A 21541-nucleotide genomic window follows, 5' to 3' on the forward strand; every position below is an offset into this window, starting at 1 on the left:
GTTGACGTCTCCCTGTCAGCGTCGAAACGCGGATGGTTCAGTAGATGCTCAGGCGACTGCGCAATCCGCGCAAACCGAAGCTGATCCAGGGCCAGAGCAAGGCGCTGGTGACCGCAGGCCAGATCAGCGCCAGGGTCGGCTGGCGATTGCCGGTCAGCGCGCTGAGCCACAGCTGCACCAATTGCGCGACCCCGAAGACCACGAGGATAGTCAGGCTCTGCTGCCACATCGGGAACATTCGCAGGCGTTGTTGCAGGCTGAGCACGAGGAAAGTGATCAAGGTCAGCACCAGGGCGTTCTGCCCCAGAAGGGTACCGTAGAGCACGTCTTCGCACAGGCCGAGCAGAAACGCGGTAGTCATGCCGATCTTGTGCGACAGGTTGAGCGTCCAGAAGGCCAGCAGCAGGGCCAGCCACAGGGGACGGAAGATATCCATGAACGGCGGCATCGGCCACACGCTCAGGAGCAGGCCGATGAGGAAGGTCAACCAGACCACCCAGCCATTCTTGCCATGGGTACTGACCATCAGTGTCTCTCCCGGGAAGGGGTCGTTGCCGTTCCACGGTTCGCCGCAGCGGCAGCGGGGGCTGGCGCAGGTACGGGCGTGGCTGCCGGGGCGTGTGGCGCGGCCGGGGTGGTGGCTGCGGGAGTAGCGGGCGCCGGAGTGTTCGCCGGGGCAGGATGGGCAGGGTCGACCTGGGCCGGGGACACCGGATGGTCCGCTTCCTGCGCCTTGACCGCGTCGCTGGCGCGCTCTTCCGGGGTACGGCTGTCGGAGAACACCAGCAGCAGGTAGCGGCTACGGTTCAGCGCCGCTGTCGGCACTGCGCGAACGATGGCGAACGGCTGGCCGGAGTCGTGAATCACTTCCTTCACCGTCGCCACCGGATAGCCGGCGGGGAAACGCTGGCCAAGACCAGAGCTGACCAGAAGATCGCCTTCCTTGATGTCGGCAGTATCGGCGACATGACGCAGTTCCAGGCGCTCCGGATTGCCGGTACCGCTGGCAATGGCGCGCAGGCCGTTGCGGTTGACCTGCACCGGGATGCTATGGGTGGTGTCGGTGAGCAGCAACACCCGCGAGGTGTACGGCATCAGCTCGACCACCTGGCCCATCAGGCCGCGAGCGTCGAGCACCGGCTGTCCAAGGACCACGCCGTCGCGCTCGCCCTTGTTGATGAGGATACGGTGGGTGAAGGGGTTCGGGTCCATGCCGATCAGCTCGGCGACCTCGACCTTCTCGTTGACCAGCGCCGAGGAGTTGAGCAACTCGCGCAGGCGTACGTTCTGCTCGGTCAGCGCCGCCAGCTTCTGCAAGCGACCTTGCAGGAGCAGGGCTTCGGTCTTGAGTTTCTCGTTCTCGGCGATCAGTTCGGTGCGGCTGCCGAACTGGCTGGCCACGCCCTGCCACAAACGCAGCGGCAGGTCGGTGATCGTGTAGGACTGCATCAGCACCTGGGACATCTGGCTGCGCACGGGCTGAAGCACGGTAAAGCGGGCATCGACCACCATCAGGGCGATCGACAGCACGACCAGCACGAGCAGGCGCACGCCCAGCGACGGGCCTTTGGCGAAAAGCGGTTTAATGGGCCGCTCCTCGTGGTCGACGGTTCAGCAGGTCATTCATACGGCAACGCACCGGCCTGGCTTGCGGATGGGGGGAATGGACGTCCACAGGGACGTCAGCCCGGGTTCGGACAGCACTGCGCAGGCTAGCCGAAAACCGGGCGACGGGGAGGCAATCCGGCGAAATCACTCGCTGGAGAGCAGATCCATGGTGTGTTTGTCCATCATTTCCAGGGCGCGACCGCCACCACGGGCGACGCAGGTCAGCGGGTCCTCGGCAACGATCACCGGCAGGCCGGTTTCCTGGGCCAGCAGCTTGTCGAGGTCGCGCAGCAGGGCACCACCACCGGTCAGCACCAGGCCACGCTCGGCGATGTCCGAGGCCAGTTCCGGAGGCGATTGCTCCAGGGCGCTCTTGACCGCCTGGACGATGGTCGCCAGGGATTCCTGCAGGGCTTCGAGAACTTCGTTGGAGTTCAGGGTGAAGGCACGTGGCACGCCTTCGGCCAGGTTACGGCCGCGGACGTCGACTTCGCGCACTTCGCCGCCCGGGTAGGCGGTACCGATTTCCTGCTTGATGCGCTCGGCGGTGGATTCGCCAATCAGGCTGCCGTAGTTGCGGCGCACGTAGGTGACGATGGCTTCGTCGAAGCGGTCGCCGCCAACCCGGACGGATTCGGCGTAAACCACGCCGTTCAGGGAGATCAGTGCGATTTCGGTGGTACCACCACCAATGTCGACGACCATCGAACCACGGGCTTCCTCGACCGGCAGGCCGGCACCGATAGCGGCGGCCATTGGCTCTTCGATCAGGAACACTTCACGGGCACCGGCGCCCAGGGCCGATTCACGGATGGCACGGCGCTCGACCTGGGTCGATTTGCACGGTACGCAGATCAGCACGCGCGGGCTTGGCTGCAGGAAGCTGTTCTCGTGAACCTTGTTGATGAAGTACTGCAGCATCTTTTCGCAGACGCTGAAGTCGGCGATCACGCCGTCCTTCATCGGACGAATGGCAGCGATGTTGCCCGGGGTACGACCGAGCATGCGCTTGGCTTCGGTACCGACCGCTACGACACTTTTCTGGTTGCCGTGGGTACGAATGGCCACGACAGAGGGCTCATTCAGGACGATACCGCGCTCACGCACGTAAATAAGGGTGTTGGCAGTGCCCAGGTCGATGGAGAGATCGCTGGAAAACATGCCACGCAGTTTCTTGAACATGGGAAAGGGACCCTGGCAACGCGTGGGTAAAAAAGTGCGGCAAACTCTAACAATGGCGGGGATTTTGGGCAAGGCGCCAATATGTTAAATTGGCGGTTTTTCCGAGCAGGCCAGCACACGATCGGGCCTTATGACCGCGTGTACACCGGCATGTTCCTCTGCGCGGACAATTCCGTTTTATTTCCCCAGGAGATCCCCATGGCGCTTGAACGCTGCGACGTGGAAAAGATCGCTCACCTGGCCCGCCTGGGCCTGGACGAGGCTGATCTGCCACGCACTACCGATGCCCTGAACAGTATTCTGGGACTGGTCGACCAGATGCAGGCCGTCGACACCACCGGCATCGAGCCTCTGGCCCACCCACTGGAAGCCAGTCAGCGCCTGCGCGCCGACGTTGTAACAGAAAGCAACCATCGCGACAGCTACCAGGCCATCGCCCCGGCGACGGACAGCGGCCTGTACCTGGTTCCAAAAGTCATCGAGTAAGGGAATAGCGCCTGCCATGCATCAACTTACCCTGGCCGAGATCGCCCGCGGACTCGCCGACAAATCGTTTTCCTCCGAAGAGCTGACCCGTGCCCTGCTGGCGCGCATCCACCAGCTCGACCCGCAGCTCAACAGCTTCATCAGCGTCACCGACGACCTGGCCATCAGCCAGGCCAAGGCCGCCGATGCCCGCCGTGCCGCTGGCGAAACCGGCGCCCTGCTCGGCGCGCCGATCGCCCACAAGGACCTGTTCTGCACCCAGGGCGTACGCACCAGTTGCGCCTCGAAGATGCTCGACTCGTTCGTCGCGCCCTATGACGCCACCGTGGTCAGCAAGCTGGCGCAAGCCGGCACCGTGACCCTGGGCAAGACCAACATGGACGAGTTCGCCATGGGTTCGGGCAACGAATCCAGCCACTACGGCGCGGTGAAGAATCCATGGAGCCTTGAGCACGTGCCGGGCGGTTCGTCCGGTGGTTCCGCCGCAGCCGTGGCCGCGCGCCTGCTGCCGGCCGCCACCGGCACCGACACCGGCGGCTCGATCCGCCAACCTGCCGCACTGACCAGCCTGACCGGCCTGAAACCGACGTACGGTCGTGTTTCGCGCTGGGGCATGATCGCCTACGCCTCCAGCCTCGACCAGGGCGGCCCGCTGGCACGCACCGCCGAGGACTGCGCCCTGCTCCTGCAAAGCATGGCCGGCTTCGATCCAAAGGACTCCACCAGCATCGACGAACCGGTGCCGGACTTCAGCGCCAGCTTGAACACCTCGCTGCAGGGCCTGCGCATCGGCCTGCCGAAGGAGTACTTCGGCGCCGGCCTCGACCCGCGTATCGCCGATCTGATCCAGGCCAGCGTCAAGGAACTGGAAAAGCTCGGCGCGGTGATCAAGGAAATCAGCCTGCCGAACGTCCAGCACGCCATCCCGGCGTATTACGTGATCGCCCCGGCCGAGGCCTCCTCGAACCTGTCGCGTTTCGACGGCGTGCGCTTCGGCTACCGCTGCGACAACCCGAAAGACCTCACCGACCTGTACAAGCGCTCCCGTGGCGAAGGCTTCGGCAGTGAAGTGCAGCGCCGCATCATGGTCGGCACCTACGCCCTGTCGGCCGGCTACTACGACGCCTACTACCTGAAGGCGCAGAAGATCCGCCGCCTGATCAAGAACGACTTCATGGCCGCCTTCGAAGGCGTCGACGTGATCCTCGGCCCGACCACGCCAAACCTGGCCTGGAAGATCGGCGAGAAGAACGCCGACCCGGTCGCCGCTTACCTGGAAGACGTCTACACCATCACCGCCAACCTCGCCGGCCTGCCGGGCCTGTCGATGCCGGCCGGTTTCGTCGACGGCCTGCCGGTCGGCGTGCAACTGCTGGCCCCGTATTTCCAGGAAGGCCGCCTGCTCAACGTCGCGCACCAGTACCAGCAGGTCACTGACTGGCACACCCGCGCACCTAACGGCTTCTGAGGGACAGACACATGCAATGGGAAGTTGTCATCGGGCTGGAGATCCATACCCAGCTCGCCACCCAGTCGAAGATTTTCTCCGGCAGCGCCACCACCTTCGGCTCCGAGCCGAACACCCAGGCCAGCCTGATCGACCTGGGCATGCCCGGCGTACTGCCGGTGCTGAACCAGGAAGCGGTGCGCATGGCCTGCATGTTCGGCCTGGCGATCGACGCCGAGATCGGCCAGCACAACGTGTTCGCGCGCAAGAACTACTTCTACCCGGACTTGCCCAAGGGCTACCAGATCAGCCAGATGGAATTGCCGATCGTCGGCAAGGGCCACCTGGACATCGCTCTTGAAGATGGCACCGTCAAGCGCATCGGCATCACCCGTGCGCACCTGGAAGAAGACGCCGGCAAGAGCCTGCACGAAGACTTCAGCGGTTCCACCGGCATCGACCTGAACCGCGCCGGCACCCCGCTGCTGGAAATCGTTTCCGAGCCGGAAATGCGCAGCGCCAAGGAAGCCGTGGCCTACGTCAAGGCAATCCACGCGCTGGTGCGCTACCTGGGCATCTGCGACGGCAACATGGCCGAAGGCTCGCTGCGCTGCGACTGCAACGTGTCGATCCGGCCGAAGGGCCAGGTCGAGTTCGGCACCCGCTGCGAGATCAAGAACGTCAACTCGTTCCGCTTTATCGAACGCGCGATCAACAGCGAAGTGCAGCGCCAGATCGAGCTGATCGAGGACGGCGGCAAGGTCATCCAGGAAACCCGCCTGTACGACCCGAACAAGGACGAGACCCGCTCCATGCGCAGCAAGGAGGAAGCCAACGACTACCGTTACTTCCCCGATCCGGACCTGCTGCCGGTGGTGATCGAGTCGGCCTACCTGGCGGACCTGCGCACTACCCTGCCGGAGCTGCCGCCACAGAAGGTCGAGCGCTTCCAGAGCCAGTACGGCCTGTCGGCCTACGACGCCAATGTGCTGGCCTCCAGCCGCGAGCAGGCGGAGTACTTCGAAAAGGTCGCGGCCATCGGCGGCGACGCCAAGCTGGCGGCCAACTGGGTCATGGTGGAACTGGGCAGCCTGCTGAACAAGCTGGGTGTCGAGATCGACCAGGCGCCGGTCACTGCCGAGCAACTGGGTGGCATGTTGCTGCGTATTCGCGACAACACCATCAGCGGCAAGATCGCCAAGACCGTGTTCGAAGCGATGGCGGCGGGTGAAGGTGATGCCGACCAGATCATCGAGAGCCGCGGCCTGAAGCAGGTCACCGACAGCGGTGCGATCGAGAAGGTGCTGGACGAGATGCTCGCGGCCAACGCCGAGCAGGTCGAGCAATACCGCGCCGCCGATGAGGCCAAGCGCGGCAAGATGTTCGGCTTCTTCGTCGGCCAGGCAATGAAAGCGTCGAAGGGCAAGGCGAACCCGCAACAGGTGAACCAACTGCTCAAGAGCAAGCTCGAAGGGTAACCGCGTTGCCTCCATCGCTGGCTAGCCAGCTCCCACAGGGTCGGCGTACACCGTACCTGTGGGAGCTGGCTTGCCAGCGATAGCCCCACCACGGAGCATCAGACATAAATGTGGCGTCCTTTAAGCGCCCTCGCGCTGTTCACTCTCCTCGCCGGCTGTGCCAGCCACGACATCGACCCACGCGGCTACGATGAAACCGGTACCGCCTCCTATTACGGCTCGCGCCATCACGGTAAACGCACCGCCAGTGGCGAAGCCTTCGACCAGCACGGCCTGACCGCCGCTCACCGCAGCCTGCCGTTCGGCACCCGGGTCTTGGTCACCAACCTGAAAAATGACCGCAGTGTCGTGGTACGCATCAATGATCGCGGCCCGCATACCCGCGGCCGCCTGATCGACCTGTCACGCGCCGCGGCACTAAGCCTGGATATGCTCCGTAGCGGAACGGCGCGAGTCCGGGTACAAAGCCTGAGCGACTGACCCCGTTTACGGAGCACGACCATTTTCGACCTGGCCGCCTTACCCACCTTCAGCCTCCTGCAACTGTGCAGCGGCCTGATCCTCCTGATTCTCGGTGCCGAGCTGCTGGTGCGCTCCGCCCTGCGCATCGCCGCCAGCCTGCACGTGCGCCCACTGATCATCGGCCTCAGCCTGGTGGCCTTCGGCAGCAGCGCGCCGCAGCTGACCGTCAGCCTGCAGGCCGCCTACACCGGCGCCCCCGACGTGGCGGTGGGCAGCGTGATCGGCAGCAATATCTTCAACATCCTGGTGATCCTCGGCCTGGCCGCGCTGATCATCCCCTTGCGGGTCTCGCGCCAGCTCGTACGCCTGGATATCCCGCTGATGATCGGCGCCAGCCTGGCGGTGTACCTGCTGGCCCTCAACGAAGTGCTTGGCCGCTGGGAAGGCGCCCTGCTCCTCGCCGGCCTGATGGCCTACCTGGCGATGCTCTGGCACCAATCACGGCACTACGCCCGCACCTACCCGGCGCCAAACCCGCGAGTCGATCGCGGCGTCGGCTTCTGGTTCGGCAGCCTGCTGCTGATGGCCCTCGGCCTGGGCCTGCTCAGCCTGGCCGGACACCTGCTGCTGGAGGCTGCGGTGGAGGTGGCGACGGACCTGGGCCTGTCCGAGCGGGTCATCGGCCTGACGGTGGTCGCCGTCTGCACGTCCTTGCCAGAACTCGCCACCTCTCTGATCGCCGCCATCCGCGGCGAGCGGGAGATCGCCGTGGGCAACGTGATCGGCAGCAATCTGTTCAACCTGTTGGCCGTGCTCGGCCTGACTGCAGTGCTGGCCCCGGAACCGCTGTCCATCTCGCCCAATGCCCTGGATTTCGACCTGCCGGTCATGCTCGGCGTCGCGGTACTGACTCTGCCGGTGTTCTACTCCGGCTACCGGGTGACCCGCGCCGAAGGGCTGGTCTTCCTCTGCCTGTATCTAGCCTATGGCCTGCACGTGGTGGCCTTCACCACCGGCATGCCCCTGGCTAACCGCCTGGAGCAACTGATGTTGTTCTATGTCCTGCCGGTTCTCGGGCTGTTGCTTGGCTACACGACCTTGAGAGCCTGGCGTCGTCAACACTAAGGAAAACAAGATGGGCGATACGAAGAAAACCGGCGAACAGGTTCGCCGCCAGGTCATGGGCGATGTGTTCGTCGACCGCGCGCTGGGCAACGCCACCGAGTTCACCGCTCCGCTGCAGGAGTTCGTCAACGAGCACGCCTGGGGCAGCGTCTGGAGCCGCGAAGGCCTGCCGCTGAAGACCCGCAGCCTGATCACCCTCGCCGCCCTGACCGCGCTCAAGTGCCCGCAGGAACTCAAGGGCCACGTGCGTGGAGCCCTGAACAATGGCTGTACGGTGGAAGAGATTCGCGAAGCCCTGCTGCATTGCGCAGTCTATGCGGGCGTACCGGCGGCGATCGATGCGTTCCGCGCGGCCCAGGAAGTGATCGACGCCTGGCAACAGGGCTGATCGAACACTTCCCGGAACGGGGTCGTCAGGCGCGACGACCCTTGGTCAGCTTGAACACCACGAACAGCACCGCCAGCCACACCGGGATCAGCTCCACGGAGATGCTGATGCCTTCGGTCTGCCACATGATCACCAGGATAAAGGCCAGGAAGGCCAGGCACAGGTAGTTGGTCAGCGGGTAGCCCAGGCTCTTGTAGAAGGTCTCATGCCCCTGCGCAGCCTTGGCCTTGCGGAACTTCAGGTGGGTGATGCTGATGATCCCCCAGTTGATCACCAGCGACGACACCACCAGCGCCATCAGCAGGCCGAAGGCCTCGCGGGGCATGAAGTAGTTGATAAGCACGCACAAACCGGTGGCCAGCGCGGAAATGCCCAGCGCTGCCAGCGGCACGCCCTTGGCGTTGACCTTGAGCAGCGACTTCGGCGCATCGCCCTGGGTTGCCAGGCCGAACAGCATGCGGCTGTTGCAGTACACGCAGCTGTTGTACACCGAGAGCGCGGCGGTCAGTACCACCAGGTTGAGCACCGTGGCGACGACGTTGCTGTCCAGGTCATGGAAGATCATCACGAACGGGCTGCCGCCATCGACCACTTTCTGCCACGGGTACAGGGCCAGCAGCACGGCCAGGGCGCCCACGTAGAACAGCAGGATGCGGTAGATCACCTGATTGGTCGCGCGCGGGATGCTGTGGCGCGGGTTATCGGCTTCCGCAGCGGTGATGCCCACCAGCTCCAGTCCGCCGAAGGAGAACATGATCACCGCCATGGCCATCATCAGGCCGGTGACGCCGTTGGGGAAGAAGCCACCGTGCTGCCACAGGTTGGCGACGCTGGCATCAGGACCACCGGTGCCGCTGATCAGCAGGTAACCGCCAAAGCCGATCATGCCGAGGATCGCTGCGACCTTGATCAGGGCGAACCAGAACTCCATCTCGCCGTAGACCTTCACCTGGCTGACGTTCATCAGGTTGATGATGACGAAGAAGATCGCCGCCGTGGCCCAGGTCGGGAACTCCGGCCACCAGTACTGCACGTAGATGCCCACGGCGGTCAGTTCGGCCATGCCCACCAGCACGTACAGCACCCAGTAGTTCCAGCCCGACATGAAACCGGCGAACGGCCCCCAGTAGCTGTGGGCGAAGTGGCTGAAGGTCCCGGAAACCGGCTCTTCCACCACCATTTCGCCGAGCTGGCGCATGATGAAGAAGGCGATCAGGCCGGCGATGGCGTAACCCAGCAGTACCGACGGTCCGGCCATCTGGATGGTCTGGGCGATACCCAGGAACAGGCCGGTGCCGATGGCCCCGCCCAGGGCAATCAGCTGGATATGGCGATTTTTCAGGCCGCGATGCAAACGCTCGGGCGTGATCTGGTCTTGCATGAAATGTCCTCAGACGTGAGACGCAGTGTTCGTATTATTTTTCCGCAGCATCTAGATCCATCCTCCCCACTGCAAGAGGAAGATTCCGATGTTGGTTGTCAGAGCCGCCGCCAATGTGGTGATGACAATGATCGACGCCGCCAACTCGTGATTGCCATTGGCCGCACGGGCCATGACATAACTGGCCGCCGCCGTGGGGCTGCCAATATAAAGGAACAGGATGCCCAGTTCCGCACCGCGAAAACCGCATAGCCAGCCGCCGAAGGTAAATACCAGGGGCAACCAGACCATCTTCACCAGGCTCGCGCTCAGAGCCATTCGCCCGCTGGCGCGCAACGACGCCAGCGACAGCGTGCCGCCAATGCAGATCAGCGCCAGCGGCAGGGTCATCTGCGCGACGTAGTCGGCGGAGGTCAGCAGCCAGTTGGGCAAGCCCACCTTGGCATAGGCCATCGGGGTCGCCAGCAGCACGCTGATGATCAGCGGGTTGCGCAGGATGCTCTTGCAGATGCTCCACGGATCGGACTTCACCGTCGGGCTGTACACCGCGAGGATCACCGACGACAGCGAGTTGTAGAGCAGGATCACCAGCCCGGCGAGGATCGCCCCGAGGGAAATGCCGTAGTCGCCGTACATGCTGGCCGCCAGCGCCAGCCCCACCACCCCGTTGTTGCCACGGAACGCGCCCTGGGTGTAGATGCCGCGATCTTCCCGGGGGCAGCGCCAGATGGCAATCAGCCAGGCCAAGGCGAAACTGCCGAAGGTGGCGGCGATGAAGTACAGCAGCAGGCCGGGTTTTACCGCAGCATCGAGGTCGGCGTGGTAGATGCCGAGGAACAGCAGCGCCGGCATGCAGACGTTGAACACCAGCGACGAGGCGGTCTGGATGAAGTTGTCGTTGATCGCGTCGATGCGGCGCAGCAGCACGCCCATGAACAGCATCGCGAAGACCGGTGCGGTGATGTTCAGGGTCTGGATAAAGAGGGCGAGCATGCGGGAGGATTTCCGTGGGCCTGTCGTTAGGTGGCTAATGATACGCCAGTGCAAGGCTCAGGGATGGGGGTTTGTGGATGAAATGCAGTAATTTCGCCGATCTTGAGGGCCCTATCGCAGGCAAGCCACACAGGGTCCGCTGTGCATGCGATCCCTGTGGGAGCTGACTTGCCAGCGATAGGGCCCTCAAGGCAATGAAGGATTCAGCGACGAACAGGCCGCTTCTGCAGCTTGCGCTGCAACGTCCGCCGGTGCATGCCCAGGGCCCGGGCCGTAGCGGAGATATTGCCTTCATGCTCGGTCAGCACGCGCTGGATGTGCTCCCACTGCAAACGGTCCACCGACATCGGGTTTTCCGGCACCAGGGTATCCAGGTCGGCATGCTCGGAGGCCAGCGCCGCCAGCACGTCATCGGCATCCGCCGGCTTGCACAGGTAGTTGCAGGCGCCGCGCTTGATCGCCTCCACCGCCGTGGCGATGCTGGAGTAGCCGGTGAGGATCACCACCTTCATCTCCGGGTCCAGCTCCAGCAGCTTGGGTAGCAGCACCAGGCCCGAGTCGCCTTCCATCTTCAGGTCCAGCGTGGCGTAGTCCGGCACGTCCTGCTGAGCCAGGACCAGGCCCTCCTCCGCCGAACTCGCGGTGCTGACGCGGAAACCGCGGCGGCTCATGGCGCGTGCCATCACCCGGGTAAAGGTCGCGTCGTCGTCGACCAGCAGCAGGTGCGGCAGTTCTTCGCCTTCAACCTGGATTTCATCAGTCATCACACGTCTCCTCGTGCGTCACGGGGCAAGCGCAGCTCGGTAAGCGTACCGCCTTCTTCGTGACTATAGAGTTTTACCGAGCCACCAGCACGGGTAACGCTGGCCTTGCTCAGGAACAGGCCAAGGCCGAAGCCCTTGCCCTTGGTGGTAAAGAAAGGTTTGCCGATCTGTTCGGCGATGGCCACCGGCACGCCGGGGCCATGGTCGCGGATGCTGATGACGATGTCAGAAGCATCCCAGTCCAGGTGCACTTCCAGGCCCTCGGGGCAGGCGTCGGCAGCGTTGTTCAGCAGATTGAGCAGGGCCTGGGTCAGGTCCGGCGGCGGCGCCAGGTGCGGGATCAGGCCCTGCCCGAGGCGCTGAAAGCGGTAGCTGGCTTCCGGGCGCATCAGGTGCCAGCGGTTCAGCGACTCGTCGAGCCAGAAGGTCACCGGCTGCTGTTCCACCACCATGCGCCGGTTGGCCTCGGCGGCGCGCACCAGTTGCTGCAGGGTGTGCTTGCACTGCTTGACCTGTTCCTGGAGCACCGCCAGGTCGTCCTGCAGCAGCGGGTCGGTATGATCCTGGCGCATCTCGTTGATCAGTACGCTCATGGTCGCCAGCGGCGTGCCCAGTTCGTGGGCGGCGCCGGCGGCCTGGGTGGCCACGGCCAGCAGTTGCTGGTCGCGCAGGCCTTCCTCGCGGCGCTGGGCCTGCAATTGTTCCTGGCGGCGCAGTTCCTCGGCCATCTTCGCAGCGAAGAAAGTGATCACCGCCGCGGCCAGGGCGAAGCTCAGCCACATGCCGTAGATCTGCATCTTTTCCCGGGCCATGGGGAAGGTATCCAGAGGATAGAACTGCACCAGCAACAAGGTGTAGGCCACCAGTGCGATGCCGGAAAGGATCAGCGAATAGATCCAGGGCAAGGTCACTGCGGCGATCGCCAGCGGCACCAGATAATAGGAAACGAAGGGGTTGGTCGAACCGCCGGAGAAATACAGCAAGGCACTGTGGATCAGCAGGTCACAGGCCAGTTGCACCGCGTACTCCAGCTCGGTGACCGGCAGCGAGGCACGCAGGCGCAAGGCGGTGACCAGGCACAGGACCATGGAGAAACCGAGGGTGACGCTCAACGCCAGCCAGGGCAGTGGCAGCAGATCGGTCCAGTAGGCGACGCCGACCGAGCCGGCCTGGGCGGCCAGTACCAAGGTGCGGATGAACGTCAGGCGCCAGAGGTTTTGACGGGTAGCAGACAGCATTTGCATAGTGACCGGGGCAAGCATGAGCGCTCCTGATGAGGGCTCCAGGTAAACCCCGGCGAGTATACGCCAAGCGGCTCCCAGGGCTGCAGCGATGCGGCAACTCGCCACACCGCAACGGGTTAAATGATGGCTAAGTGGAACCTTAGTGCTACTTTCAAGGTCGGATAGGGTCTGCGTGGCACAGGATCGTATCGGCCACGCCCATTTTTCAAGGAGTCGCACATGCATACCCCACGCCGTAGCGCCAAAGCCCTGCTGGCTGCCAGTGTCCTGGTCAGCCTTCCCGTTCTGGCGGACGAGCCGCGCTACAACCAGGTTTCCCTGCGCGCCGAAGCGAGCAAGGAAGTCGCGCGCGACCTGATGGTCGTGACCCTGTACAGCGAAGCGCAGAACAGCGACCCGGCCAAGCTGGCCGCCGAGATCACCACGACCCTGAACAAGGCTCTGGAGCAGGCGCGCCAGATCAAAGACGTGAAGATCAGCCAGGGCAGCCGCAACGCCTATCCGATCTATGACGACAAGGGTCAGAAGATCACCGGCTGGCGCGAGCGCGCCGAGCTGCGCCTGGAGAGCGGCGACTTCCCGGCCCTGTCCAAGCTCACCGGCGAGCTGCTGCAACAGCTGAAGATGGGCGGCATGGACTTCGCCATCGCCCCGGCCACCCGCAAGGCCAGCGAAGATGCACTGATCAAGGACGCCATCGATGCCTTCAAGGCGCGCGCGCAGATCACTACCGAGGCACTGGGTGGCAAGGGCTACAAGGTGGTCAGCCTGAACCTCAACAGCAGTGGCTATCCACACCCCTATGCACGGGCACCGATGATGATGAAAGCCAGCATGGATGCCGAGGGCGCGGCGGCGCCGCAGGTCGAGGCGGGGACCACCGAGGTCAGCGTCAATGCCGATGGCACCATTGAAGTGCAGATGTAACCAAACTTGGGGCCTGCCTCGCAGGCCCCTTCTCACTGTCGGAACGAGCTTGCTCATGGAGGACCGCAAAGCGGTCACCCACCCTCCCGGATCTTGATCCAGCGCACCTGGCGCACTCCCCCCCGCCCGCTATCCTTCATGCGATGCAGGCACCGGAAAACTCCTACCCCGCACAGCTTTTTACCCACAAACTTCGGGGAAAATTCCTCGCGCAAACGTTTAAATATCTGAAAATTACAAGAATGCGACATTCCTGTACGACCGTACCACCATTTCACAGTTTCCACGCTTCGACCTGTTGCAACCGGTACAGCGCCTGCATAAGTATCCTCGGGTCGGCTCACGAGGCCGCCCTCAATCAAAAATGACAACAATGAGGCCACCATGCTGAAAACCGCAGTCATTCCGTTCCTCGTCGGCGCAGGTCTGCTCGCCGCCACCCCCGCCGCACAGGCAGCTTCCAACCTGGTGTATTGCTCCGAAGGCAGCCCCGCCGGCTTCGATCCCGCCCAGTACACCACCGGAACCGACTTCGACGCCTCGTCCGAAACCGTCTTCAACCGCCTCGCCCAGTTCGAGCGCGGCGGCACCAAGGTCATCCCTGGCCTGGCCACCCGCTGGGACGTCTCGGACGATGGCCTGACCTACACCTTCCACCTGCGTGAAGGCGTGAAATTCCACACTACCGACTACTTCAAGCCGACCCGTCCGTTCAATGCCGACGACGTCCTGTTCACCTTCAACCGCATGCTCGACAAGGAGCTGCCGTTCCGCAAGGCGTACCCCACCGAGTTCCCGTACTTCACCGACATGGGCATGGACGCGAACATCAAGAAGGTCGAGAAGATCGACGACCACACCGTCCGTTTCTCCCTCGCCGAAGTCGACGCCGCCTTCATCCAGAACATCGCGATGAGCTTCGCCTCGATCCAGTCCGCCGAATACGCCGACCAGTTGCTCAAGCAGGGCAAGGCCGCGGACATCAACCAGAAGCCCATCGGCACCGGTCCGTTCGTGTTCAGCAAGTATCAGAAGGACGCGCAGATCCGCTTCAAGGGCAACAAGGACTATTGGCAGCCGGGCGAGGTGAAGATCGACAACCTGATCTTCGCCATCACCACCGACGCCTCGGTGCGCATGCAGAAGCTGAAGAAGAACGAGTGCCAGGTCACCCTGTTCCCGCGTCCGGCCGACCTCGAGGCGCTCAAGGCCGACCCGAACCTGCAGATGCCATCCCAGGCCGGCTTCAACCTCGGCTACATCGCCTACAACGTGATGGACAAGATCAAGGGCAGCAACGAGCCCAACCCCATGGCCCAGCTCAAGGTCCGCCAGGCCCTGGACATGGCGGTGAACAAGCAGCAGATCATCGATTCGGTGTACCAGGGCGCCGGGCAGATGGCGGTCAATGCCATGCCGCCGACCCAGTGGTCCTACGACGAAACCATCAAGGGCACCGCCTACGATCCGGAGAAAGCCAAAGCCCTGCTCAAGGAAGCCGGGATCAAGGAAGGCACCGAGATCACCCTGTGGGCCATGCCGGTGCAGCGCCCGTACAACCCCAACGCCAAGCTGATGGCCGAGATGATCCAGTCGGACTGGGCCAAGATCGGCATCAAGGCACGCATCGTCAGCTACGAATGGGGCGAGTACATCAAGCGCGCCAAGGACGGCGAGAACGGCGCCATGCTGATCGGCTGGAGCGGCGACAACGGTGACCCGGACAACTGGCTCGGCACCCTGTACGGCTGCGACGCGGTCAACGGCAACAACTTCTCCCACTGGTGCAACACCGACTACGACAAGCTGGTCAAGGACGCCAAGCGCATCCCCGACCAGGCCAAGCGCACCGAGCTGTACAAGCAGGCCCAGCACATCCTCAAGGACCAGGTGCCGATCACCCCGATCGCCCACTCCACGGTCTACCAACCCATGCGCAAGAACGTCGATGACTTCAAGATCAGTCCGTTCGCCCTCAACGACTTCAATGGCGTCAGCCTGAAGCCGTGACCGCAGGCGCGGTCCCGGTCACGCACCGGGACCGTACGGGACGCCATGAGGCGACCTGTGGATCAGTCATCAGCTCACTGCTGAAATTTCCACAATTCACTCAGAAACCTCCTACCCCAATTTGCACCTTGTGTACCTCGTCGGACGCCCTTCCCCCACTTACCTTGGGAAGGGCGCCGCGACGCGTGAGCGAGGATTCCTCATGTGCCGCGGAAACTTCCAAACAACGACGACAAGACAGGGAATTCCCATGCGTATGACGTCTCTCTTCGCCGCCTTGCTCGGGGCGGGCCTGCTGGTCCATTCGCCCCTCGGCCTGGCCAAGGGCAACCTGGTGTTCTGCTCGGAGGGCAGCCCTTCCGGCTTTGACACCGCGCAGTATCAGAGCGGCACCGACAACGACGTATCCGAACCGCTGTACAACCGGCTGGTGGAGTTCGAACGCGGGGCCACGGTGGTGGAACCATCGTTGGCCACCGACTGGAGCATTTCCGAGGATGGCCTGGTGTACACGTTCAACCTGCGCCCGGGTGTGAAGTTCCACAGCAACCCCGGTTTCACCCCGAGCCGCGAGTTCGACGCCGACGACGTAGTCTTCACCTTCAACCGCATGCTCGACCCGACCCACCCCTTCCGCCTGGCCTATGGCACGGTGTTCCCGTACTTCAACGCCATGGGCATGGACAGGACCATCGCCAAGGTGGAGAAGACCGGTCCCATGACCGTGACCTTCACCCTCAACCACCCCGACGCAACCCTGCTGCAGAACCTTGCCATGAGCTTCGCCTCGGTGCTCTCCGCCGAGTACGCCGAACACCTGCTGGCCCGCGGCACCCCGTCGGACATCACCCACAAACCCATCGGCACCGGTCCCTTCGTGTTCACCCGCTACCAGAAGGACACCCAGATCCGCTATCGCGGCAACACCGAATACTGGGCCCCGGACCAGGTCAAGCTGGACAACCTGATCTACTCCATCAACGTCGATCCATCCGTGCGCGTGCAGAAACTGCGCAAAGGCGAATGCCAGGTGAGCATCCACCCGCGTCCCGCCGATCTCGAAGCGCTGCGTCGCGACGAGACCATCAACCTGATCGAGAAACCCGCCTACAACCTCGGCTACATCGCCTACAACACCCGGCACAAACCGTTCGACCAGCTGGAAGTGCGCCAGGCCCTGGACATGGCGGTCAACAAAGAGGCGATCATCAAGACCGTGTTCCAGGGCGCCGGCCAGGTGGCGGTGAACACCATGCCGCCGACCCAGTGGTCCTACGACGAGAGCGTCGCCGACGCCCCCCGCGACCTGGAAAAAGCCCGGCAAATGCTGCGCGATGCCGGGGTCAAGGAAGGCACCGAAATCACCCTCTGGGCCATGCCCGTGCAACGCCCCTACAACCCCGACGCACGCCTGATGGCGCAGATGCTTCAGGACGACTGGGGCAAGCTCGGGCTCAAGGTCAACATCGTCAGCTACGAATGGGGTGAGTACCTCAAGCGCGCCAAGAACGGCGAGCACGATACGCTGCTGATCGGCTGGACCGGCGACAACGGCGATCCCGACAACTGGCTTGGCACCCTGTACAGCTGCGACGCCATCGGCAGCCACAACCACTCCATGTGGTGCGACCCGGAATACGACGCCCTGATGAAAAAGGCCAAGGGCACCAGCGACCGCGAGCAACGCAGCGAGCTGTATCGCCAGGCCCAGCACTACATCAAGCAGAACGTGCCGATCACCCCGATCGCCCACTCCACCGTCAGCCAGCCCGTGAGCACGCGGGTGCAGGACTACCGGGTGAGCCCCTTCGGCAAGACCACGTTCCGCGACGTCGGCATCGATTGAACCCGCGCCGCGACCACGACCGCCCGGCTCACGAGATCCGGCGGTCCCCCGACAAGAACAAGAAAGGAAACACCGCCTTGAAACGCATCACTACCGTAATCACCCTGTCCCTTGCCAGCCTCGGTGGCCTGGCCCAGGCCAAGTCCGTCGACCAGAGCTACCTGCCCTTGAGCCTCAAGGAAAACAGCGCCCAGGCCGAGGCCAACGGCTTCATCGAAGACCAGCGTCTGTCCGGCTCGACCCGCAACTGGTACGCCCGGGAACGGGCCACCAAGGGCCCGCTGTTCCGCTACTACAAGAGCGACGGCAGCCGCCACGACAGCCACAGCCGGGACAACTGGGTGCAGGGCACCATCCTCGACTACAGCTCGGGGTTCACCCAGGGCACGATCGGCTTCGCCACCCAGGTCGCCGGCTACAATGCCATCGCCCTGGAGCGTGGGCGCGCCGCAGTCGCCGGGCCGAACAACCGCACCCTGACCCACAGCGACGGCGACGTCATCGGCCAGTGGAGCAAGCTCGGCCTGGCCAACCTGCAGGCGCGGGTGTCCAACACCACCCTCACCGCCGGGCGGCAGTCGATCAACACCCCGGTGTTCGCCTACATCGGCAACCGCGCCCTGCCATCCAGCTTCGACGGCGTCAGCCTGCACAGTGCCGAGTTCGACAACCTGTCCTTCGACCTCGGCAGCTTCAGCCGTGTCTCGACCCGCACCGAGCAGGGCCGCAGCCGCTTCACCACGGAGTACTCCGCCATCGGCGCGAACGCTGATCGGGTCAGCCTCGCCGGCCTCAACTACCAGCCGCTGCGCAGCCTGACCACCAGCCTGTACCTCGGCCATGTCGAGGACATCTGGAACCAGTACTACTTCGGCGCTTCCCATGAACTGGGAGACCGCGGCGTACTGGGCCTGACCACCGGCCTGAACTACTACCGCACCCGCGATACCGGCGCTGCGAAGCTTGGACCGATCGACAACGACACCTTCAGCCTCTCGTTCACCCTGGCGCACCAGGCCCACAGCCTGACCCTGGCCTACCAGAAAGTCAGTGGCGACGAGTACTTCGACTACGTGCACGACACCAACGCGATCTTCCTCGCCAACTCGCTGTTCTCCGACTACAACGGGCCCAACGAGCAGTCGCTGCAGTTCGGCTACGCCATCGACCTGGCCGGCTACGGCGTGCCGGGCCTGCGCCTGAACGCCTATACCGCCCGTGGTTGGGGCATCGACGGTACCCGCTACAAGGGCAACGGCTACGATGTACGCAACCTCGACGGTGAACATCACCGGGAATGGTCCCTCGGCGCCAGCTACGTGGTGCAAAGCGGGGCGCTGGCCGACACCAGCATCCGTGCCTACTACACCGCACACCGCGCCAGCCGGGCACAGATCGACGGCAACGTCGACGAGTTCCGCATCGTGACCACCGTGCCGTTCAACATTCTCTGAGCAGGTGCCGGGTGGCGATCCTGATCGCCGCCCGGCCAGGCACCGACAAAGGACATCCCGATGAAAAACCTCAGGTTGCACGCCGTCGCAGCAACGCTGCTGCTCACCGCCTCGGCAAGTCTCTGGGCCCGGCCGCTGGTGGTATGCACCGAAGCCAGCCCGGAAGGCTTCGACATGGCGCAATACACTACTGCGGTGACCGCAGACGCCGCCGCAGAAACCATTTTCAACCGCCTGGTAGACTTCAAGCCCGGCACCACCGAGATTCAGCCTTCCCTGGCCGAGCGCTGGGAGATCAGCGACGACGGCCTCACCTACACCTTCCACCTGCGCCAGGGCGTGAAGTTTCACACCACGCCCTGGTTCACCCCCACCCGCGAATTCAACGCCGACGACGTGCTGTGGAGCTTCCAGCGCCAGCTCGACCCCAAGCATCCCTGGCATGACAAGACCAGCATCGGCTTCCCGTACTTCGAGGGCATGGGTTTCCGCACACTGCTCAAGCGCGTGGAGAAGACCGGCGACCACACCGTGGTCTTCACCCTGACCCAGCCGCAGGCACCGTTCCTGCGCGATCTGGCCATGGCCTTCACCTCGATCTACTCCGCCGAGTACGGCGACCAGTTGCTCGCCGCCGGACGCACCGGCGACCTCAACAGCAAGCCGGTGGGCACCGGTCCGTTCATCCTCCAGCGCTATATCAAGGACGCCCAGGTCCGCTACAAGGCCAACCCGGACTACTTCCGCGGTGCACCGCCGAGCGAAAGCCTGGTCTTCGCGATCACCACCGACAACAATGTGCGCCTGCAGAAGCTGCGCGCCAACGAATGCCAGGTCGCGCTCTATCCCAAGCCTGACGACGTGCCGTCGATCAAGCAGGACCCGATGCTCAAGGTGGTCGAACTGGAGGCGCTGATCATCGGCTATGTGGCCATGAACACCGAGCATCCGCTGCTCAAGGACGTGCGCGTACGCAAGGCCATCGACATCGCCTTCGACCGCCAGAGCCACGTCGACCAACTGTTCGGCAAAGACAACGCACTGCTCGCGGTGAACCCCTATCCGCCGACGATGATGGGATACAACCACGACAACCGGAACCCGCCCCGCGACCTCGACAAGGCCCGCGCCCTGCTCAAGGAAGCCGGCGTGCCGGAGGGCGCCACGCTGACCCTGTTCACCCGCAACGGCGGCGGCATGACCAACCCCAATCCACGCCTAAGCGCCGAGATGCTCCAAGCCGACCTCAAGCAGATCGGCCTGAAGCTGGATATCCGCGTCATGGAATGGGCAGAGATGCTACGCCGGGCGAAGAACGGCGAGCACGACCTGGTGTCCACTGGATGGGCCGGCGACAACGGTGACCCGGACAACTTCCTGACCCCGCTGCTCAGCTGCGAGGCGGTGAAGAATGGCGAGAACTATGCTCGATGGTGCAATACGAAATTCGATGCGCTGATCACCCAGGCCCGCCAGGTGATCGACCCGAAACAACGGGACGCGCTCTATAACGAGGCCCTGGCCGTGTACGATGCGGACCGGCCATGGATAACCATGGCCCATCCGAAGATGTTCACGGCCATGCGTCGGAACGTCGAGGGCTACATCATCAGCCCTTTGACCAATAACAACTTCGCCACTACCGCGGTGAAGTAGAACAAGAACGCCCGCTCACCCCACCAGGGCACAAGCGGGCACGCCTGACGGCTGACGAGGAACACCAGAAGATGTTGAGTTTCATTGCCCGGCGTCTGGGATTGCTGATCCCGACCTTTTTCGGCATTACCTTGCTGACCTTCGCACTCATACGGCTGATACCGGGAGACCCGGTGGAGGTGATGATGGGCGAGCGCAGGGTCGACCCTGAAATGCACGCACAGGCCATGGAACGGCTGGGCCTGAACAAGCCCTTGCCCGAGCAGTACCTGGATTATGTCGGCAAGCTGTCCCAGGGCGACCTGGGCGAGTCCCTGCGCACCCGCGAGAGCGTGTGGAACGAGTTTCTCGCGCTGTTTCCCGCCACCCTCGAACTGGCCATCGCCGCCCTGCTGTTCGCCGGCGTACTCGGGGTGCTGGCCGGGGTCATCGCCGCGCTCAAGCGCGGTTCGCTGTTCGACCACGGGGTGATGGGACTGTCCCTCACCGGCTACTCCATGCCGATCTTCTGGTGGGGGCTGATCCTCATCATGTTCTTCTCGGTGAGCCTGGGCTGGACTCCTGTTTCCGGGCGCATCGACCTGCTCTACGACATCGAGCCGAAGACCGGCTTCATGCTGATCGACACCCTGCTCAGCGACGAGGAAGGCGCGTTCAAGGACGCCCTGATGCACCTGATCCTGCCGGCCATCGTCCTGGGCACCATCCCGCTGGCGGTGATCGCGCGGATGACCCGCTCGTCGATGCTCGAAGTGCTGCGCGAGGACTACATCCGCACCGCCCGGGCCAAGGGCCTGTCTCCGGCGCGGGTGGTGTTCGTGCACGGCCTGCGCAACGCGCTGATCCCGGTGCTGACGGTGTTCGGCCTGCAGGTCGGCACCCTGCTGGCCGGCGCGGTGCTCACCGAAACCATCTTTTCCTGGCCGGGCATCGGCAAGTGGCTGATCGAAGCCATCGGTGCCCGTGACTACCCCGTGGTCCAGAACGGCATCCTGCTGATCGCCTGCCTGGTCATCCTGGTCAACTTCGTCGTGGATATCCTCTACGGCCTGGCCAACCCACGCATCCGTCACCAGCGCTGAGGCCATCG

At 63.7% G+C, this 21541-nt stretch carries 20 protein-coding genes; 12 read left to right on the forward strand and 8 right to left on the reverse strand.

What is annotated here, in order from left to right:
- Window positions 1-37: 37 nt before the first annotated feature.
- The 3 genes from mreD to mreB all read right to left on the reverse strand — a co-directional run bounded on the left by mreD (window position 38) and on the right by mreB (window position 2790).
- Entirely contained in the window at window positions 38-526 is a 489-nt protein-coding gene (gene mreD, locus AC5QPF_RS26570; RefSeq protein ID WP_494960625.1) for a rod shape-determining protein MreD, read from the reverse strand.
- Complete coding sequence (mreC, locus tag AC5QPF_RS26575) at window positions 526-1557, reverse strand: rod shape-determining protein MreC (protein ID WP_494964256.1); 1032 nt, start codon at window positions 1555-1557, stop codon at window positions 526-528. Before mreC ends, mreD begins: the two co-directional genes overlap by 1 nt.
- A gap of 195 nt (window positions 1558-1752) precedes the next feature.
- Window positions 1753-2790, reverse strand: coding sequence for a rod shape-determining protein MreB (gene mreB, locus AC5QPF_RS26580; protein WP_008371426.1), 1038 nt, complete (start codon window positions 2788-2790; stop codon window positions 1753-1755).
- A gap of 198 nt (window positions 2791-2988) precedes the next feature.
- On the opposite strand from mreB, the gene gatC reads away from it, so the two are divergent.
- From gatC to AC5QPF_RS26610, 6 genes are all read left to right on the forward strand, one after another.
- Entirely contained in the window at window positions 2989-3276 is a 288-nt protein-coding gene (gene gatC, locus AC5QPF_RS26585; protein WP_330074881.1) for an Asp-tRNA(Asn)/Glu-tRNA(Gln) amidotransferase subunit GatC, read from the forward strand.
- Between the two features lie 16 nt (window positions 3277-3292).
- Window positions 3293-4744 carry an Asp-tRNA(Asn)/Glu-tRNA(Gln) amidotransferase subunit GatA gene (gene gatA, locus AC5QPF_RS26590; RefSeq protein WP_494960626.1) on the forward strand — a complete coding sequence of 484 codons (1452 nt, stop codon included), beginning with the start codon at window positions 3293-3295 and terminating at the stop codon, window positions 4742-4744.
- 11 nt (window positions 4745-4755) lie between these two features.
- On the forward strand, window positions 4756-6201 hold the full coding sequence (gene gatB / locus AC5QPF_RS26595; protein WP_494960627.1) for an Asp-tRNA(Asn)/Glu-tRNA(Gln) amidotransferase subunit GatB: 1446 nt from the start codon (window positions 4756-4758) through the stop codon (window positions 6199-6201).
- Window positions 6202-6309: 108 nt separating this feature from the next.
- On the forward strand, window positions 6310-6681 hold the full coding sequence (locus tag AC5QPF_RS26600; protein ID WP_494960628.1) for a septal ring lytic transglycosylase RlpA family protein: 372 nt from the start codon (window positions 6310-6312) through the stop codon (window positions 6679-6681).
- A 30-nt stretch (window positions 6682-6711) separates the two neighbouring features.
- On the forward strand, window positions 6712-7788 hold the full coding sequence (locus AC5QPF_RS26605; RefSeq protein WP_494964257.1) for a calcium/sodium antiporter: 1077 nt from the start codon (window positions 6712-6714) through the stop codon (window positions 7786-7788).
- A gap of 10 nt (window positions 7789-7798) precedes the next feature.
- On the forward strand, window positions 7799-8176 hold the full coding sequence (locus AC5QPF_RS26610) for a carboxymuconolactone decarboxylase family protein (RefSeq protein WP_330074885.1): 378 nt from the start codon (window positions 7799-7801) through the stop codon (window positions 8174-8176).
- A gap of 25 nt (window positions 8177-8201) precedes the next feature.
- On the opposite strand, the gene AC5QPF_RS26615 is transcribed toward AC5QPF_RS26610, so the two are convergent.
- From AC5QPF_RS26615 to AC5QPF_RS26630, 4 genes are all read right to left on the reverse strand, one after another.
- Window positions 8202-9557: an amino acid permease gene (locus AC5QPF_RS26615; protein WP_494960629.1), complete on the reverse strand. Its 1356-nt coding sequence runs from the start codon at window positions 9555-9557 to the stop codon at window positions 8202-8204.
- Between the two features lie 51 nt (window positions 9558-9608).
- Window positions 9609-10550 (reverse strand): AEC family transporter, encoded by a 942-nt coding sequence (locus tag AC5QPF_RS26620; protein ID WP_494960630.1) that lies wholly within the window; start codon window positions 10548-10550, stop codon window positions 9609-9611.
- Window positions 10551-10753: 203 nt separating this feature from the next.
- Entirely contained in the window at window positions 10754-11314 is a 561-nt protein-coding gene (locus tag AC5QPF_RS26625) for a response regulator transcription factor (RefSeq protein WP_458978906.1), read from the reverse strand.
- Window positions 11314-12576 (reverse strand): ATP-binding protein, encoded by a 1263-nt coding sequence (locus AC5QPF_RS26630; protein WP_494960631.1) that lies wholly within the window; start codon window positions 12574-12576, stop codon window positions 11314-11316. The genes AC5QPF_RS26625 and AC5QPF_RS26630 overlap by 1 nt, the downstream gene beginning before the upstream one ends.
- Window positions 12577-12777: 201 nt before the next feature.
- Between AC5QPF_RS26630 and AC5QPF_RS26635 the strand changes: the two genes are divergently transcribed.
- A complete protein-coding gene (locus AC5QPF_RS26635; RefSeq protein ID WP_494960632.1) occupies window positions 12778-13485 on the forward strand; it encodes an SIMPL domain-containing protein in 708 nt (235 codons plus the stop codon).
- A gap of 74 nt (window positions 13486-13559) precedes the next feature.
- On the opposite strand, the gene AC5QPF_RS26640 is transcribed toward AC5QPF_RS26635, so the two are convergent.
- A complete protein-coding gene (locus AC5QPF_RS26640) occupies window positions 13560-13889 on the reverse strand; it encodes a hypothetical protein (RefSeq protein ID WP_494960633.1) in 330 nt (109 codons plus the stop codon).
- Here AC5QPF_RS26640 and AC5QPF_RS26645 point away from each other — a divergent pair.
- The 5 genes from AC5QPF_RS26645 (at window position 13870) to AC5QPF_RS26665 (ending at window position 21533) form a co-directional block, all read left to right on the forward strand.
- On the forward strand, window positions 13870-15495 hold the full coding sequence (locus AC5QPF_RS26645) for an ABC transporter substrate-binding protein (RefSeq protein WP_494960634.1): 1626 nt from the start codon (window positions 13870-13872) through the stop codon (window positions 15493-15495). The genes AC5QPF_RS26640 and AC5QPF_RS26645 overlap by 20 nt on opposite strands.
- Before the next feature lie 250 nt (window positions 15496-15745).
- A complete protein-coding gene (locus AC5QPF_RS26650; protein ID WP_494960635.1) occupies window positions 15746-17341 on the forward strand; it encodes an ABC transporter substrate-binding protein in 1596 nt (531 codons plus the stop codon).
- Window positions 17342-17418: 77 nt separating this feature from the next.
- The gene (locus AC5QPF_RS26655; RefSeq protein ID WP_494960636.1) at window positions 17419-18795 is read left to right on the forward strand and encodes an OprD family outer membrane porin; all 1377 of its coding nucleotides are present in this window, start codon (window positions 17419-17421) and stop codon (window positions 18793-18795) included.
- 60 nt (window positions 18796-18855) lie between these two features.
- Window positions 18856-20451, forward strand: coding sequence for an ABC transporter substrate-binding protein (locus AC5QPF_RS26660; protein ID WP_494960637.1), 1596 nt, complete (start codon window positions 18856-18858; stop codon window positions 20449-20451).
- Window positions 20452-20522: 71 nt separating this feature from the next.
- Entirely contained in the window at window positions 20523-21533 is a 1011-nt protein-coding gene (locus AC5QPF_RS26665; protein ID WP_494960638.1) for an ABC transporter permease subunit, read from the forward strand.
- The last annotated feature ends 8 nt before the right edge of the window (window positions 21534-21541 follow it).

It is taken from the genome of Pseudomonas sp. Con_6 (genome assembly GCF_059379395.1).

Excerpts from the sequence above, each read along its gene's own strand:
- mreD (WP_494960625.1), bottom strand. The coding sequence starts at position 526 with ATGGTCAGTACCCATGGCAAGAATGGCTGGGTGGTCTGGTTGACCTTC.
- mreB (WP_008371426.1), bottom strand. The coding sequence starts at position 2,790 with ATGTTCAAGAAACTGCGTGGCATGTTTTCCAGCGATCTCTCCATCGAC.
- gatC (WP_330074881.1), top strand. The coding sequence starts at position 2,989 with ATGGCGCTTGAACGCTGCGACGTGGAAAAGATCGCTCACCTGGCCCGC.
- gatA (WP_494960626.1), top strand. The coding sequence starts at position 3,293 with ATGCATCAACTTACCCTGGCCGAGATCGCCCGCGGACTCGCCGACAAA.
- gatB (WP_494960627.1), top strand. The coding sequence starts at position 4,756 with ATGCAATGGGAAGTTGTCATCGGGCTGGAGATCCATACCCAGCTCGCC.
- AC5QPF_RS26600 (WP_494960628.1), top strand. The coding sequence starts at position 6,310 with ATGTGGCGTCCTTTAAGCGCCCTCGCGCTGTTCACTCTCCTCGCCGGC.
- AC5QPF_RS26610 (WP_330074885.1), top strand. The coding sequence starts at position 7,799 with ATGGGCGATACGAAGAAAACCGGCGAACAGGTTCGCCGCCAGGTCATG.
- AC5QPF_RS26615 (WP_494960629.1), bottom strand. The coding sequence starts at position 9,557 with ATGCAAGACCAGATCACGCCCGAGCGTTTGCATCGCGGCCTGAAAAAT.
- AC5QPF_RS26620 (WP_494960630.1), bottom strand. The coding sequence starts at position 10,550 with ATGCTCGCCCTCTTTATCCAGACCCTGAACATCACCGCACCGGTCTTC.
- AC5QPF_RS26625 (WP_458978906.1), bottom strand. The coding sequence starts at position 11,314 with ATGACTGATGAAATCCAGGTTGAAGGCGAAGAACTGCCGCACCTGCTG.
- AC5QPF_RS26630 (WP_494960631.1), bottom strand. The coding sequence starts at position 12,576 with ATGCTTGCCCCGGTCACTATGCAAATGCTGTCTGCTACCCGTCAAAAC.
- AC5QPF_RS26635 (WP_494960632.1), top strand. The coding sequence starts at position 12,778 with ATGCATACCCCACGCCGTAGCGCCAAAGCCCTGCTGGCTGCCAGTGTC.
- AC5QPF_RS26645 (WP_494960634.1), top strand. The coding sequence starts at position 13,870 with ATGCTGAAAACCGCAGTCATTCCGTTCCTCGTCGGCGCAGGTCTGCTC.
- AC5QPF_RS26640 (WP_494960633.1), bottom strand. The coding sequence starts at position 13,889 with ATGACTGCGGTTTTCAGCATGGTGGCCTCATTGTTGTCATTTTTGATT.
- AC5QPF_RS26650 (WP_494960635.1), top strand. The coding sequence starts at position 15,746 with ATGCGTATGACGTCTCTCTTCGCCGCCTTGCTCGGGGCGGGCCTGCTG.
- AC5QPF_RS26660 (WP_494960637.1), top strand. The coding sequence starts at position 18,856 with ATGAAAAACCTCAGGTTGCACGCCGTCGCAGCAACGCTGCTGCTCACC.
- AC5QPF_RS26665 (WP_494960638.1), top strand. The coding sequence starts at position 20,523 with ATGTTGAGTTTCATTGCCCGGCGTCTGGGATTGCTGATCCCGACCTTT.